General features: G+C 62.7%; 15 protein-coding genes. All 15 read right to left on the bottom strand.

Annotation, left to right across the window (positions count from 1 at the left end; all coding sequences use genetic code 11):
- Nucleotides 1–41 precede the first annotated feature (41 nt).
- The 15 genes from ACOY6C_RS01410 to fliW all read right to left on the bottom strand — a co-directional run bounded on the left by ACOY6C_RS01410 (nt 42) and on the right by fliW (nt 13,502).
- Nucleotides 42–317 (bottom strand): HU family DNA-binding protein, encoded by a 276-nt coding sequence (locus ACOY6C_RS01410; RefSeq protein ID WP_420903690.1) that lies wholly within the window; start codon nt 315–317, stop codon nt 42–44.
- A 51-nt stretch (nt 318–368) separates the two neighbouring features.
- A complete protein-coding gene (gene rpsA, locus ACOY6C_RS01405; protein ID WP_420903689.1) occupies nt 369–2,084 on the bottom strand; it encodes a 30S ribosomal protein S1 in 1,716 nt (571 codons plus the stop codon).
- A gap of 291 nt (nt 2,085–2,375) precedes the next feature.
- Nucleotides 2,376–3,086, bottom strand: coding sequence for a (d)CMP kinase (gene cmk / locus ACOY6C_RS01400; protein WP_420903688.1), 711 nt, complete (start codon nt 3,084–3,086; stop codon nt 2,376–2,378).
- On the bottom strand, nt 3,083–4,405 hold the full coding sequence (gene aroA, locus ACOY6C_RS01395) for a 3-phosphoshikimate 1-carboxyvinyltransferase (protein ID WP_420903813.1): 1,323 nt from the start codon (nt 4,403–4,405) through the stop codon (nt 3,083–3,085). Before aroA ends, cmk begins: the two co-directional genes overlap by 4 nt.
- A gap of 302 nt (nt 4,406–4,707) precedes the next feature.
- Nucleotides 4,708–5,607 carry a prephenate dehydrogenase gene (locus tag ACOY6C_RS01390; protein WP_420903687.1) on the bottom strand — a complete coding sequence of 300 codons (900 nt, stop codon included), beginning with the start codon at nt 5,605–5,607 and terminating at the stop codon, nt 4,708–4,710.
- Nucleotides 5,608–5,692: 85 nt separating this feature from the next.
- A complete protein-coding gene (pheA, locus tag ACOY6C_RS01385; protein WP_420903686.1) occupies nt 5,693–6,808 on the bottom strand; it encodes a chorismate mutase in 1,116 nt (371 codons plus the stop codon).
- Nucleotides 6,809–7,044: 236 nt separating this feature from the next.
- Nucleotides 7,045–7,980 carry a diguanylate cyclase gene (locus tag ACOY6C_RS01380; RefSeq protein WP_420903685.1) on the bottom strand — a complete coding sequence of 312 codons (936 nt, stop codon included), beginning with the start codon at nt 7,978–7,980 and terminating at the stop codon, nt 7,045–7,047.
- Between the two features lie 120 nt (nt 7,981–8,100).
- Nucleotides 8,101–8,907 carry an SAM hydrolase/SAM-dependent halogenase family protein gene (locus ACOY6C_RS01375; RefSeq protein ID WP_420903684.1) on the bottom strand — a complete coding sequence of 269 codons (807 nt, stop codon included), beginning with the start codon at nt 8,905–8,907 and terminating at the stop codon, nt 8,101–8,103.
- Nucleotides 8,908–8,958: 51 nt separating this feature from the next.
- Entirely contained in the window at nt 8,959–9,327 is a 369-nt protein-coding gene (locus ACOY6C_RS01370) for a hypothetical protein (RefSeq protein ID WP_420903683.1), read from the bottom strand.
- Entirely contained in the window at nt 9,324–9,761 is a 438-nt protein-coding gene (fliS, locus tag ACOY6C_RS01365; protein ID WP_420903682.1) for a flagellar export chaperone FliS, read from the bottom strand. Before fliS (ACOY6C_RS01365) ends, ACOY6C_RS01370 begins: the two co-directional genes overlap by 4 nt.
- A gap of 15 nt (nt 9,762–9,776) precedes the next feature.
- Nucleotides 9,777–10,187, bottom strand: coding sequence for a flagellar export chaperone FliS (fliS, locus tag ACOY6C_RS01360; protein WP_420903681.1), 411 nt, complete (start codon nt 10,185–10,187; stop codon nt 9,777–9,779).
- 57 nt (nt 10,188–10,244) lie between these two features.
- Entirely contained in the window at nt 10,245–11,708 is a 1,464-nt protein-coding gene (fliD, locus tag ACOY6C_RS01355; RefSeq protein WP_420903680.1) for a flagellar filament capping protein FliD, read from the bottom strand.
- Nucleotides 11,709–11,744: 36 nt separating this feature from the next.
- Nucleotides 11,745–12,008: a hypothetical protein gene (locus tag ACOY6C_RS01350; protein ID WP_420903679.1), complete on the bottom strand. Its 264-nt coding sequence runs from the start codon at nt 12,006–12,008 to the stop codon at nt 11,745–11,747.
- A 139-nt stretch (nt 12,009–12,147) separates the two neighbouring features.
- A complete protein-coding gene (locus ACOY6C_RS01345; protein ID WP_420903678.1) occupies nt 12,148–12,978 on the bottom strand; it encodes a flagellin N-terminal helical domain-containing protein in 831 nt (276 codons plus the stop codon).
- A gap of 32 nt (nt 12,979–13,010) precedes the next feature.
- On the bottom strand, nt 13,011–13,502 hold the full coding sequence (gene fliW, locus ACOY6C_RS01340) for a flagellar assembly protein FliW (protein WP_420903677.1): 492 nt from the start codon (nt 13,500–13,502) through the stop codon (nt 13,011–13,013).
- Nucleotides 13,503–13,697: the final 195 nt, after the last annotated feature.

Here is a 13,697-nt window from a genome sequence, read left to right as displayed (position 1 = left end):
TTTGTGCACCAGGGCGCCCGGACCCCTCCCGCCGTGATCGACTACACATCCACTCGTTTGCGAAGCTCCTTGCCGGCCTTGAAGAACAGCACCCGCTTGGCGTCGACCAGGACATGATCCCCGGTCTTCGGATTCCGGCCATCGCGTGAACGGCGATGTTTGACTCCGAAGCTGCCGAATCCCCGCAACTCCACCCGATCATCCCGGTCGAGCGAACCACTGATGGTCTCGAACACGGTGTTGACCGCAACTTCCGCTTCCTTGCGGGACAGCTCCATCTTCCCCGCGATGGCACTGATCAGCGACGACTTGGTCATGGCCACTCCTTACATTACAACGAGAGGATTGAGTTCAACCATCCATCCGGATCAGCGTCCGGACTGCTGTTTCTCCAGGGCCTGGCTCAACAGTTCGCCCAGGCTGCTGGTGGCGCTACCCGGATCGGAGGCATACTCCTTGATGCTCTGCCGCTCCTGACTGATCTCCATGGACTTGATCGACAACATCACCTTGCGCTTCTGGCGATCCACCTGGATCACCTGGGCGGTCACGTCGCCGCCGACCTTGAACTCCGCGCCGTCGCGATCATCGCGGGAGTACTCGGACTTGCGCAGGAAGCCTTCGATCTCCTCGCCCAACTGCACCACCACGCCGGCCTGGCTCACCTCTTTCACCGAACCGGTCACGGAATCGCCCTTGTTGTGGGCATCGGCCCACAGGGTCCAGGCGTCCGGGGTGGCCTGCTTGAGGCCCAGGGAGATGCGCTCCTTGTCCGGATCCAGCGACAGAACCACCGCCTCGACCTCCTGGCCGCGCTGATAGCTCTTGAGCAGATCTTCCGGCGGATTCGGATCCCAGGTGACATCCGACAGATGCACCAGGCCGTCGATGTCGCCATCCAGGCCGACGAACAGACCGAATTCGGTGATGTTCTTGATCTCGCCGCGCACCGTGGTCCCCACGGGATAGCGTTCGGCGAAGGTCTGCCACGGATTCTCCAGGCACTGCTTGACGCCCAGGGAGATGCGACGGCGCTCGGCATCCACGTCCAGCACCATCACCTCGACCTCCTGGCCCACGTTGAGCACCTTGGACGGGTGGAGATTCTTCTTGGTCCAGGCCAGCTCGGAGACGTGCGCCAGACCCTCGACACCCGCTTCCAGCTCCACGAACGCGCCGTAGTCGGTGATGTTGGTGACCACGCCCCGGAAACGGGCGCCGGCGGGATATTTGGCGCCGATGCCCTCCCACGGATCGGTCTGGAGCTGCTTGATGCCCAGGGAGATGCGTTGGGTTTCGGAGTTGAACTTGATCACCTGCACGCCCACCGTGTCACCCACCGTGACCACGCTGGAGGGATGCTTGACCCGCTTCCAGGACATGTCGGTGATGTGCAGCAGGCCGTCGAGGCCACCCAGATCCACGAACGCGCCGTAGTCGGTGATGTTCTTGACCACGCCGTCGAGGATCATCCCCTCGTGCAGGGTCTCCAGCAGGGCGGTGCGGGCGCTTTCGCGCTGCTTCTCGATGACCGAGCGGCGCGACACCACGATGTTGCCGCGACGGCGATCCATCTTGAGGATCTCGAAGGGTTGCTCCTCGTCCTGGAGACGGGAGATGTCGTGAACCGGACGGACATCCACCTGCGAACCCGGCAAAAACGCCGCCAGGGAGTTGATGTCCACCGTGTAGCCGCCCTTGACCTTGCCCATGATGCGACCGCGCACCACGGCACTGTCGTTGAAGGCTTTTTCCAGATTGACCCAGGCCTCTTCCCGCTTGGCCTTCTCGCGCGAAAGCACCGCCTGACCGTTCTGGTCCTCGCAGCGCTCCACGAAAACGTCCACCTTGTCACCGACCGCCAGGGTCAGGGTGCCATCGGCGTTCAAGAACTCCTTGACGTTGAGCCGGCCCTCGGACTTCAGACCGACATCGATGACAAACTCCTCGCCCTCGCGCTGGATGATGGTACCAGTGATGACCTGGCCCTCCTTGCCAACGCCCTTGCCGAACGACTCTTCCAGCAATGCGCCAAAATCTTCATCTTCAAATTCAAAATCGAGGTTTGTGGATTGAGAAGACACGGGACCTACACCTTCGGTTGATTGTGGACGGGGACCAACTCCCCACGTGGTACATCAGATTCCATTCGGCAAAACGCCGAGCCAAACCGTCGGAACGAATCCAACGGGAAAGACCGATTCATCGCCTTTCAGGTACGGGCAGGCCTCTCCAGCGCCTTTCAGGTATGGGCATGACCCTCCAGCGTCCGGATGGGCATGACCCTCCAGAGTCCGGTACGGGCATGACCCTCCAGAGTCCGGTATGGGCATGCCTCTCCAGCGTCCGGTACGGGCATGACCCTCCAGCGCCTTTCAGGTACGGGCATGACCCTCCAGCAGGGGGGCGATCAGGCGCCAAACGGCCTGGCAACTCTCTTCCAGGGTCAGGGTGCTGGTATCGACGAGAATGGCGCCTGGCGCCGCCGCCATCGGGGCGTGGGCGCGACCGGCGTCGCGGGCATCGCGTTCGGCCATGCGTGCGATCAATTCAGTCAAATTAACAGCTTCTCCCCGCTCTTGCAACTCCACAGCACGCCGGCGTGCCCGTTCTTCGAGCGACGCGGTTAAAAAAATCTTCAAATCCGCGTCTGGCCACACCACGCTGCCCACGTCGCGACCATCCAGGATCGCGTCATGGGCGCCACCGTAGCGCCGTTGAAAGCTCAACAGCGCGGCGCGCACGCCGGGCATGGCCGCCACCTTCGAGGCGGCCTGACCCACCTCTTCGGCGCGCAGGGCCAGGGTCACCTCCTCCTCGCCCAGGAAGGCCCCATATCGGCCATCCCCGAGCGCGCGGAATCCGAACGGCATCGTCCCGGCCACCCGTCCCAGTTCCGTCTCATCGGTCAGACCGTCGCGCAGACCGATCAGTCCCACCGCCCGATAGAGCGCGCCGGTCTCCAGGTAGGTCAATCCGAACCGTTGCGCCGCCGACCGGCACACCGCCCCCTTCCCCGCGCCCGCCGGTCCATCCACGGCCACCACCAGCCGCGCGCCCTTGGCGGGCCACTCCGTGTCGCTCACCGTCTCTCCCCTTGTTCATCCTGACCGATGCGTCCGCCCAGACCGTTCATCAGGCTGGCAAAGCCCGGAAACGAGGTTTCGATGTTGGCCTTGCCGGTCACCCGCACCGGCGCGCGGGCCGCCATGCCCGCCACCATCAGGGTCATGGCCACGCGATGGTCGCCGAACGCCTCCGCCACGCCGCCCCCTTCCAGCCCCTCGGGGCGACCGGTCACCCGCATGCCGTCGGCCAACTCCTCGATCCGCGCCCCCTGAGCGCCAAGTCCCAGCGCGATCGCCCGGATCCGGTCGCTCTCCTTGACCCGCAACTCCTCGGCCCCGGTCACCACCGTCTCCCCTTCGGCGCACGCCGCCGCCAGCGCGAAGACCGGGAACTCATCGATCGCCCGCGGCACCACCTCGGGCGGCACCTCGATCCCTTTCAGGCGCGAATGGCGCACCACCAGGTCGGCCACCGGTTCGCCGCCGGCATCGCGCGGGTTGGAGACCGTGATATCCGCCCCCATGGCCAGCAGCAACTCCAGAAGACCCGTGCGGGTCGGATTCACCCCCACCCCCTTGAGCGTCACCTCCGATCCCGGCGCCAGCAGGGCCGCCACCATCGGAAACGCGGCGCTGGAGACATCTCCCGGCACGGTCATCTCCAGCCCCTTGAGCCGCGAGTGCCCGGTCACAGCGACACTCAAACCCTGCCGTTCCACCGGCACCCCGAACGCGGTCAGCATCCGTTCGGTGTGATCCCGCGACAGGGCCGGTTCGGTCACCGTGGTACGTCCCGAGGCGGTCAGTCCGGCGAACAGCACGGCGGTTTTCACCTGGGCCGAGGCCACCGGGCTGATGTAGTCGATGCCGGTCAGGTCCGACCCCTGGATCGCCAATGGCGCGAACCGGTTGGCATCCCGACCAAGAATCCGCGCCCCCATGCGTGCCAGAGGCAGCGCCACCCGGCCCATCGGGCGTCCGCGCAGGCTCTCGTCCCCGGTCAGCACCGAAAAAAAGGGCTGTCCGGCCAGCAAGCCGGCCAGAAGGCGCATCGCCGTGCCCGAGTTGCCCATGTCGAGCACGTCCAGGGGTTCGCTCAGACCGTCCAGACCCACGCCGCGAATCCGCCAAGCGCCGGATTCATCGCGGCGCGCATCCACCCCCATGGCACGAAACGCGCCCACGGTCTTCAAGACATCCTCCCCTTCGAGCAGGTGATGAATCACGCTCTCTCCGTCGGCCAGAGAGCCGAGGATCACCGCCCGGTGGGAGATCGACTTGTCGCCGGGCAGTTCGATCGTCCCGTGCAATCCCTGGGTGGGGTGGGAGATCAACATGGGATGTTGAATGCTGCTCAAGGCGGTTCCTTCCGAATCAACCTGGCCGAAGCCCGGTTCCACTGACAGGGTTCAGGGGCCCATGGCCCCTGGCAGGATCCAAGGGCAAAGCCCTTGGGATTGGTCTTTAGATGACTTTTTCCTTATCGCGCGTTTTTCACGAGGCGAAAGGCATGACAGAACAAAAGCCGCCTCCGGCGACCGGTTTCTGGTGCAAGGCGAAGGTACGCCGTTTTGCGGTTCTGGCAAAACGCCCCACCTTCCAAGGCCGCGCGCAACGTTTTCCGCTCTCCGCTTCCCGACTACTCGCTCTCCACCGGCTTCTTGTGCGACAACAAAATCCCATCCCGCGTCCGTTTCGACCGGGCAAACGTCCCATACAAACCATCCCGATCCCCATCCTGCACCCGCTGCGTCAAAACCTCCAACGCATCCCGAAACCGATGCAGAATGTCCAGGATCGACTCCCGATTGGCCACGCAAATGTCCCGCCACATGGCTGGATCCGACGAGGCGATCCGCGTGAAATCCCGAAACCCCCCCGCCGCATACCGAAACACCTCGGCGCGAATGTCATCCTCCAGATCCGACAACGTGTTGACCACATTGTAGGCAATGAGATGCGGCAAATGGCTGGTCGCGGCCAACACCCGGTCATGCGTGGACACATCCATGGTCTCCACCCGCGACCCGACCGCCTCCCAAACCTGACGCACCAACTCCAAAGCCTCGGGATCGGTCCGCTCCGTGGGGGTAAGAATCGTGCGACTCCCTTCATACAACGTGGCGAACGATGCCTCCACCCCGGAAAACTCCGTGCCCGCGATCGGATGCCCCCCCACGAAATGCACACCCTCGGGCATCATCGCCTCGCAAGGCCCCACCACCGTCCCCTTCACACTGCCCGCATCGGTCACCACCGCGCCAGACTCCAACGCAGAGGCGAAATCCTCGACAATCCGCGGAATGGTCACCACCGGCGTGGCCACCACCACCAGATTCGCACCCCGTACCCCCTGGGCCGCCGAAGTGGTCCAATGGTCGATCACCCCTAACTCCATGGCGCGCGCCAACGAATCACGGGTGCGGTTCACCCCCACCACCTCGCCCACCAGATCACGCTCCTTGAGCGCACGGGCCAACGACCCACCGATCAATCCGACCCCGATGATCGCCAAACGTTGAATGAACAGAGACTTCATGTCGCCATCTTTAAATTTGAATAGAAAACGGATTGCAATTTGTTACAATCAAGCCGGTTCCAGCACCATGCCAAACCACCGCGACTCACAACGCCCGCACCGGATACGAACCGAGAATCCGCGCCGTGACACCCGGCATCTGGGCCAACTCCTCCATGGCCCCGGCCACCGGCGGATCACCCAGATGACCCGACAGATCCAGAAAAAACAGATATTCCCACGCCTGACGCCCGGAAGGACGCGATTCGATGCGCGTCAGATTGATCTGCCGCTTGGCGAAAATCCCCAACACCTGATGCAGAAATCCAGGCTGATCCCGAAAAGTGAACATCAGACTGGTCTTGTCCCGACCCGAACGGGTCGGCTCGCCACGCCCGATCACCAGAAAACGGATCTCCTCGGCGCGATCCTCGATGTGCTCGGCCAGAATCTCACACCCCAACACCTCGGCCAGCGCCATCGGCGCCACGATCGCCACCCCACTCTCCTCCCTGGCCACCCGCAACGCCTCGGCCATGCTCTCCACCACCCGTTGCGGCGCACCCGGCATGTGACGCTCGATCCAGCCGCGACACCGGGTCATCGCCAGGCGCGTGCCCAACAAAAGACGGACGGCCCCGGTCGAACCGACCCCGGAAAACACCGCATACGACACCTCCACGTAGATCTCACCCCGGATCGACAACGGCGAATCCACGAACCGGTCCAACGTGTGGCTGATCATCCCCTCGTTGGAGTTCTCCACCGGCGCCACGCCAAAATCGGCACGGTTCACCTCCACCTCATGGAACAACTCGTCGATGGAGACGGTGGGACGCAGATGACACGAGGATCCGAACTGCTTGAGCGCGGCCAGGTGGGCGAATGCATGTTCCGGACCCAGATAGGCCACGGTGAGCCGTTTTTCCAGACTCAACGATGCGGAGATGATCTCCCGGTAGATGCGATGCAATGCCGCCTTGGGCAGAGGCCCGCGATGACGCGCCTCCAGCCGGCGATGGATCGACGCCTCGCGTTCCGGACGGTAGAACGACGGATCGGGCGAAACGTTCCCCTGGACGCTCTTGAGATGACCGACCTCCAACACCCGCTCGATGCGCTCCATGAGCAGGTCATGGATGCGATCGTCGATGGCGTCGATCGCCTCACGCAAGGCAAGCAGAGCCTGTTGTTCGGAAGAGGGTGGAGTGGCGGTCGCCATGAGGCCAAATGCAGCCGGTCTGGAGTGCGGGGACGCTCCGGTCGTGCCGAAACGAATTTTTCTTAACGAATCCCGGAAATTTCAAAGCCTCCCACGGGTTTCGAAAGGGGGATATTCTATACCGCGCACCTCGGCAAGACAACCGTTTCGCGCTTGAGCGAAGAAAAATTTCCCGGTCACGCCCTGACGCCGCGCCAAGCCCCCGCGCCGGGATCCCGAATCGCCTGAACGCAGGTTCAGCCCGCGCAGACCCGGTTCCGGCCCTCCCGCTTGGCCTGATAGAGCCGGGTATCGGCGGTCTGGATCAACATCTCCGGGGTGTCGCCCGGCGCGCTGGTGGCAATCCCCAACGACAGGGTGATGAAAGGCAGGGGCTCTTGTTCCAAAGAGCGGATCGGCATGGCCTCCGCGGCCTGACGCAACCGTTCGGCCACGCCGACCGCCGCGGCCATCGGCGTTTCCGGCAGGATCAGGGCGAACTCCTCGCCACCGTAGCGCGCGGCCACGTCATTCAGGCGGATGGTGGCCTTGAGCAGATCGGCCAGGGCGCGCAGGGCCTGATCCCCGTTCAGATGGCCCTGGGTGTCGTTGAACCGCTTGAAGTGGTCGATGTCCATCATGACCAGGGTCACCGGATGGTGCAGCGGACGGGAGAGCAGTCGGGAGAGGGAGGCGTCGAACCAACGGCGGTTGCTCAAACCGGTCAGACCGTCGAGCCGCACCACGTCCTGAAGGGTATCGATCTGGCGGCGCTGCTCCCGAACGTGATCGTTCACCGAGCGGATCCAGCCGGTCAGGATCATCAATAAATTGCGGGCGATGAGCGGGGCATGGTCGATCAGACGCCACAGGCGGCTCTCGTCGATCTGCAACAGACGGCACGGGGTGATCGCCACCACCCAGGCGCTGGAGATCGAATGGGTGATCAACGAGATCTCCCCCACGATGTCACCGGGCCCCACCTGACTGACCGGCGGGCTGTCCGACTGCTCCAGGTGGATCGACAGGGAGCCGGAGAGAATCAGCTGGATGCAGCGGTTGGTGTTGCCCGGCGAGATCAGCACCGCGCCGGCGTCGATCTCCCGGATCGGACACTCCTCCAGTTCGTCCAGGTACAGCTCGGCTGGCACATCACGAAACAGTTTGGAGTGACTCAACAGGTCGGCGAGCATGGCATGACGGCTTCTGGTTTGGGGGATGGGGTCCAGGCAAGGCAAAGTACCGATCGATCCGTCACTCTAACATGAGCCGCCGCGCGATCACCAGGATCGGCACGTCACCCAAACGGTCCCTCACCCCTCCTCCACACGGATCATCACCTCGGCGCCCAGTCCGCGTTTGAAGTGATTGGCCGCGTTCCCCTGATTGACCACCACCTCCACCGTGCCGAAACCGCCCACCACCAGAGCCGGCGCGCCCACCGGCACGCTGGCGAAGGTGGTGACGATCCCCCCGCACGGGATGCCGTCGAGCCACCCCTTCACCGGTCGCTTGCGCAACTCCTCGCCGGGCAGCGCGGTGACCAGATTGCCATAATGATCGACAAAAAGCACCTCCGTGCCCCAGGCGCCGTGTCCGGCCTTGCGCCAGCCCGGATCGGCCAGCAGCATGGGCGGATCGATCAGCGGAGTGCCCAGATCGCTCACCGAGCGCCCTTGCAGCAGATGAGCCGCCGCCGGGGCGAACAGATCGCGTCCGTGAAAGGTAGGGCTGACCGTCTCGGCGTCACCGAGGGTATCCAGGGAGAGCACCCGCGCGTCGTGACGGTTCAGGATCGGCGTCAACAAACCGTTGTCCGGTCCGATGAAGTACGACCCACCGGATTGCACCACCAGGCCGCGTCGTCCGCCGCCCACGCCGGGATCGACGATGCCCAGCCAGATGGCGGGTGACGGCATGTGGGGCAGGCAACGCTCCAGCATCCAGGCGCCGCTCTTGATGGCGAACGGCGGAATGTCGTGAAACAGGTCCACGAACCTCACCTTGGGGAACAGGCGCATCAACACCCCCTTGACCTGGCCCACGAAGGGATCGGCAACGCCGAAATCGGTCAGAAGGATCACCGGCAAGGGCGGGGACGAAGAACCGAACACGGGCATGGGGCATCTTCCATGTCAGGGATGAACGTGATTGTATGAAGATCAGGAGAATCAGGCTTTGTGATGAAACAGCGTGGCACCGCCCATCGCGGAGCCATATCCCCGGCGCAACGCCTGCACACGCCGGTTTTCCGAAAAGAGTTGATCCGCCACCTCGGACTTGTGACGCATCAGAACCGGCTGGATCTCGGCCATGCGCCGCACGAAACGGGTCAACCGCTCCCGCGTCCCATCCCCTGGGGTCACGCCGTCGGGAAATCGGGCGGTCAGCTCCTCAAGCCGGGCCATCTCCCGATCCCATGCCGTCATCAGTTCGTCCAACGCATCGGCGTCGATCTCCTCCGGCGTGGCGAGTCGATTCAAAAGCAGATCGAGCCGGGTCAAAAGCTCGGCGATCGGCTGGGTGGCCTGTCCGCTCACGCCATCCCCTCGAGCCGGCGTTGCGGGGTGGAGTCCAGCGGCGGCAAGGGCGGAATCGCCTCGCTCTTCACCTGACGCACCGCCTCCCGCCACCCCACCAGAAGGGTGTTCAGATGGCGGATCACCTCGCGGATCGCCTCCGGATCCCGCCGCAGATTGGCATACGTGAGCCGGTCGAGCATGTAGCCGTACAGATCGAACAGCTGAATCGCCAACTCGCCGCCCTTGTCGAAATTCAAGGTGTTCTGCAACTCCGCGATGATGGCGATGCCGCGACGCAGACTCATCTTGTGATCACTCAGACGCGCGGCGTTCAACTCCTCGATGGAGCGCTCCAGAAAACGGATCGCACCCTCGTAGAGCAGAATCAGCAGGTCTTCCCGCGAGGCGGTATTGGCTCGGGAGGTCTTGTAACTACGCAGGCCATACGACATGGCGGGTCATCACCCTCAATGTTCCATGAAAGCCGTGGCCTGGGGGGAGTTCAGGCCCCGCCAGCCATCCAACAAAACCTGCAACTGCTCCACCACCCGACGGATGAACTCCGCGTCATGGGTCAAACCCGCCTGGGTCAGACTGTCGAGCATGTAGGCATAGAGGTCGTTCAACTGCGCCGGCACCTCACCACCCTTGGAGAAATCCAACGTGCGCTGGAACTCCTCGATGATGCGCCGCCCCCGTTGCATCCAATGTTTGAACTCGGCCACCCGCCCCTCTTCACAGGCCGTGGCCGCATGTTCCAGAAACTGGATGCTCCCCTCGTAGAGCTGAATCAGCACCTCCAGTTGGGAGAGTCCGTCCAGATTGGCCGAGGGAGGCGGTGCGTTCCGGGTCATCGTCGTCTGGGATTGAATGTCCACTGCTCTGTTATCTCCATCTGCCCCTGGATTGAACGTGTGCGCCAGAAACGTCGTTCATCAACTGCCGCTCAATTTCGAGATCGAACTGGTCAGGGAGCTGCTCTGACTGTTCATTTTGCTGATCATCTGCTCCAGATTGGAGAACTTCTTGGTCAAGGTCTCGCGCACCTTCTCCAGACGGGAGGTCTCCTGCTCGATGCTCTTCTCCAGCCGATCGACCCGCGCCTTCAGACCGTCCTTGCGTCCGGTCACCGAACCCCCGGTGCTGGAGGTCAACGAGTCGATCAGATCGGCCATCCGATGGGCCAGACCCTCGTTGAAACCATCGGCGGTCGAGGTGTGCTTGGAGGTGAACAGCCGCGTCACGCTGTTGAAGTCGGTGGCGAGCGCCTTGTCGAGGGAACTCGAATCAAAGCTGATCCTGCCGGTCTTCTGATCGGTGCGCAGCCCCATCTCCGCCAAGGTCGAATAGGGGGAGAGCGTGCCCAGGGAGTTTTGCGTCTGGGTGTTGAGCGCGGTGCGCATTTGAGACAACACGCTGCGCGACAACGTATCTCCGGAGAGGGTGTCGGTCTTGTGCGCGTTGACGTAATCCACCACCGCGTTGTAGCTGTCCAGGAAACCGGTCAACACCGTTTTCAGGGCCGTGGTATCGTTCTGGATCGAGATGTTGACCGCGGTTCCGCTGGTACCAATGCTGTCGGGCCATCCATCCCCGTCGCTGTCGGCCACGGTGGTGCCGGTGGTGACATCCTGGAGATTCAGGGTGACGCCGGTCAGGGCCGTCGTGACCTGATTGGTGGAGCTTACCACGTCGATGCCGTCGATCTTGAGGATCGCATCCTGAGGCGTCACGGTCTGGGTGAAGCCGTAACCCGAGGCGATGTTGTCGATCCGATCGCCCCGGTTGCCGAAAGAGTCGGTGTAGGTGCCGCTGTCCTTGGCGGTGAGGATCAGACGGTATTTGGAACCGTCGTAAAGCACGCTCGCGCTCACCCCGTCGTCATCGCCGTAATCGATGCCGTTGATCGCCGAGGCCAGATCCTCGAGGGTCATGTTCTCCAGGGTGGAGGTGTCGAAATTGGTCGTACCCTCCGAGGTCCCATAGGTCACGCCGTTGTACTCAAAGGAGAAGGTCGCACCTACCCCCAGAGTGGTCGTGGAAGCGGCGAACCCCGACGCGGCATCCATGGCCTTGGTGTCGTAGGTGGCCAACTGCCCCACGACAACGGAGTGGTTGGCGGCCTGTGCCGTGCTGTCGGCGGTGGCAGCCACCCGATCCGAGTCGGACGAGGAGACGGTATGCGGCGCCCACGCGGAGGTCGCCTGCAACTCCTTGGACTTGGTTTCCAGGGCGAGCATCTTGGTCTCCAGCTCGCCAATGGCGGTCTGCTGGCTCGAAAAGAAGCTCTTGTCCTTCTCCATCGCCTTCAAACGGGTCTTTTGCGCGTTGACCAGCTGATCCACGATGTCCGACGGCAAACCACTGGCCAATCCCGTGATGCTGAAGCTACCCGCCATGTTCCTCTCCTCGTCCCATTCCGCGCATGACGACCCTCAAAGCCCGCCGAGCAGCCCGCGCAGGGCTTGGACCTTGCTGGCCAGAAGATGAATCCGCTCCTCCGAAATCGTGCCGATCGGATGGCATGACTCTTTCAGACTCACGCGAATCTCCGGATCTCCCGAGCGATTTTCCGTCACCTGGCAGCGCACGGCGTTCAGCCCGGCCAACACCCGATTGGCTTCGGCCACCAGGGATTCCAGGAACAGAGGATCCAGCTCCTGGTCATCCGGTTCATTCGGATACGGAAAAGCGGTCATACAGCCCGCATTCTCCGCTCCGAGGCTCTCCGGTCCTCTCATGCACGCACCTCGCGCTCGAAGATCCTTGCCATCCTATCATGTCTTATCGGTTGGCAAAGAGTGTTTCTTGCGTTAAAAATCGTCAGCCCGATCCCAATCACTTGCCCAGCAGTTGCAAGGCCAGCTGCGGCTGCTGATTGGCCTGGGCCAGAACCGCGGTACCCGCCTGTTGCAGGATGGCGTTGCGGGTCAAGGTGGCGGTTTCGTTGGCGATGTCGGCATCCAGGATGCGCGAGCGGGCCGCGGACATGTTCTCCACCACATTCGACAGATTGGCGATCACCGCCTCGAAGCGGTTCTGGATCGCACCCAGATTGGCGCGGATATCCGAAACGCTGTTCAGGGCGTTGGTGATCTGCACCAGAGCGCTGTTGGCGCCGGAAACGGTGCCGATGTTCACCGAGACGCCCGTGCCGAACAGGGCCGAATAGGTGGCTGCCTTGATCGACACCGTGATGGTCTGATTGGCATTGGCACCGATCTGGAACTGCTGACCCGAATTGTAGTTGCCGTTGAGAATCAGGGTGTTGTTGAACTGCACCTGCTCGGAGACACGCTGAATCTCGGAGAGGAGCTGCGACACCTCTTTTTGCAGATCGGCACGATCTTCCGGGGTGTTGGTGCCGTTGGCGGCCTCGACGGCCAGCTCACGGATGCGTTGCAGCGAGTTGCCGGTCTCCAGCAGCGCGCCCTCGGCCACCTGGGCCAGCGAAATGCCGTCGTTGGCATTGCGGATCGCCTGGTTCAAACCGCGAATCTGCGAGGTCATGCGGTTGGAGATGGCCAATCCGGCGGCATCGTCCTTGGCCGAGTTGATCCGCAGGCCCGAAGAGAGGCGCGCGAAGGTTTGTCCCAGGGCGCCGGTGGATCGCTCGAGATTCCGTTGGGCGTTGAGGGAGGCGACATTGGTATTGATAAAAAGTGGCATGGCTTTAATCCTTCTTGATCGTCATGTGTCGGTCAGGAAACCGCAACCATTTGTTTGACAGGTTTTTTTCCCCTGGTCTGCTCACGATAGGCGCCGCGCATCTCGAACGGAATCAGCGGTTGACGCGCCGAATACTCCTTGATCACCACCTGGCGTCCACGGCGATTGCGCACGTTCACCACCACCGGACCAGCCAGATTGGTGCGCATCTCCTCCGGGCGGTTGTCCGGAATGGTCAACAGGGAGAACACCTCCAGATCCTCGCCCCGCTCCAGTCCGATGGCGGCGATGTCTGCGTCCTCGACCAGAAACTCCAGATCCGAGAAGAAGTCGAACGGATTGATCACGATGAACGCGATCTCCGGCTCATCGGCGGATTGCAACCAGAAGAAGGACGAATCCTCCGAATAGGGAAACATCAAAAAGCGCTTGCTGTTGGGGAACCCCATCATGCCCGCGTCGAGGGTGATCAACTCATCCTCCTTGTACTTGAGGGTCCCGAACCGCGTCCCAAGGACTTCCATGATACGTTTCTCCTTCACTGGCCGCCTGACTTGGCATGATGGGGGATGCCCCCAGTTACCCCCCTTACCAGGGAGCCCCTTTCGGGAGTTCCTCGGCAAGGCTTCCCGATCACTCGTTTGGAATCACCGTTCCGGGGTTCACCCTCGGTTCCGGTCGTTTTTGCCGGTTGAACGGCCTGAAATCCAGACGTCTAG

The sequence above is a fragment of the Candidatus Magnetaquiglobus chichijimensis genome, from assembly GCF_045865675.1.
GTDB lineage: Bacteria > Pseudomonadota > Magnetococcia > Magnetococcales > Magnetaquicoccaceae > Magnetaquiglobus > Magnetaquiglobus chichijimensis.
Note: the sequence above shows the minus strand (reverse complement) of the source record. Positions and strands in the feature narration are given on the sequence as shown.

Excerpts from the sequence above, each read along its gene's own strand:
- pheA (WP_420903686.1), bottom strand. The coding sequence starts at position 6,808 with ATGGCGACCGCCACTCCACCCTCTTCCGAACAACAGGCTCTGCTTGCC.
- fliD (WP_420903680.1), bottom strand. The coding sequence starts at position 11,708 with ATGGCGGGTAGCTTCAGCATCACGGGATTGGCCAGTGGTTTGCCGTCG.
- aroA (WP_420903813.1), bottom strand. The coding sequence starts at position 4,405 with ATGTTGATCTCCCACCCCACCCAGGGATTGCACGGGACGATCGAACTG.
- fliW (WP_420903677.1), bottom strand. The coding sequence starts at position 13,502 with ATGGAAGTCCTTGGGACGCGGTTCGGGACCCTCAAGTACAAGGAGGAT.
- ACOY6C_RS01410 (WP_420903690.1), bottom strand. The coding sequence starts at position 317 with ATGACCAAGTCGTCGCTGATCAGTGCCATCGCGGGGAAGATGGAGCTG.
- ACOY6C_RS01390 (WP_420903687.1), bottom strand. The coding sequence starts at position 5,607 with ATGAAGTCTCTGTTCATTCAACGTTTGGCGATCATCGGGGTCGGATTG.
- fliS (WP_420903682.1), bottom strand. The coding sequence starts at position 9,761 with ATGTCGTATGGCCTGCGTAGTTACAAGACCTCCCGAGCCAATACCGCC.
- ACOY6C_RS01345 (WP_420903678.1), bottom strand. The coding sequence starts at position 12,978 with ATGCCACTTTTTATCAATACCAATGTCGCCTCCCTCAACGCCCAACGG.
- ACOY6C_RS01380 (WP_420903685.1), bottom strand. The coding sequence starts at position 7,980 with ATGCTCGCCGACCTGTTGAGTCACTCCAAACTGTTTCGTGATGTGCCA.
- ACOY6C_RS01375 (WP_420903684.1), bottom strand. The coding sequence starts at position 8,907 with ATGCCCGTGTTCGGTTCTTCGTCCCCGCCCTTGCCGGTGATCCTTCTG.
- ACOY6C_RS01350 (WP_420903679.1), bottom strand. The coding sequence starts at position 12,008 with ATGACCGCTTTTCCGTATCCGAATGAACCGGATGACCAGGAGCTGGAT.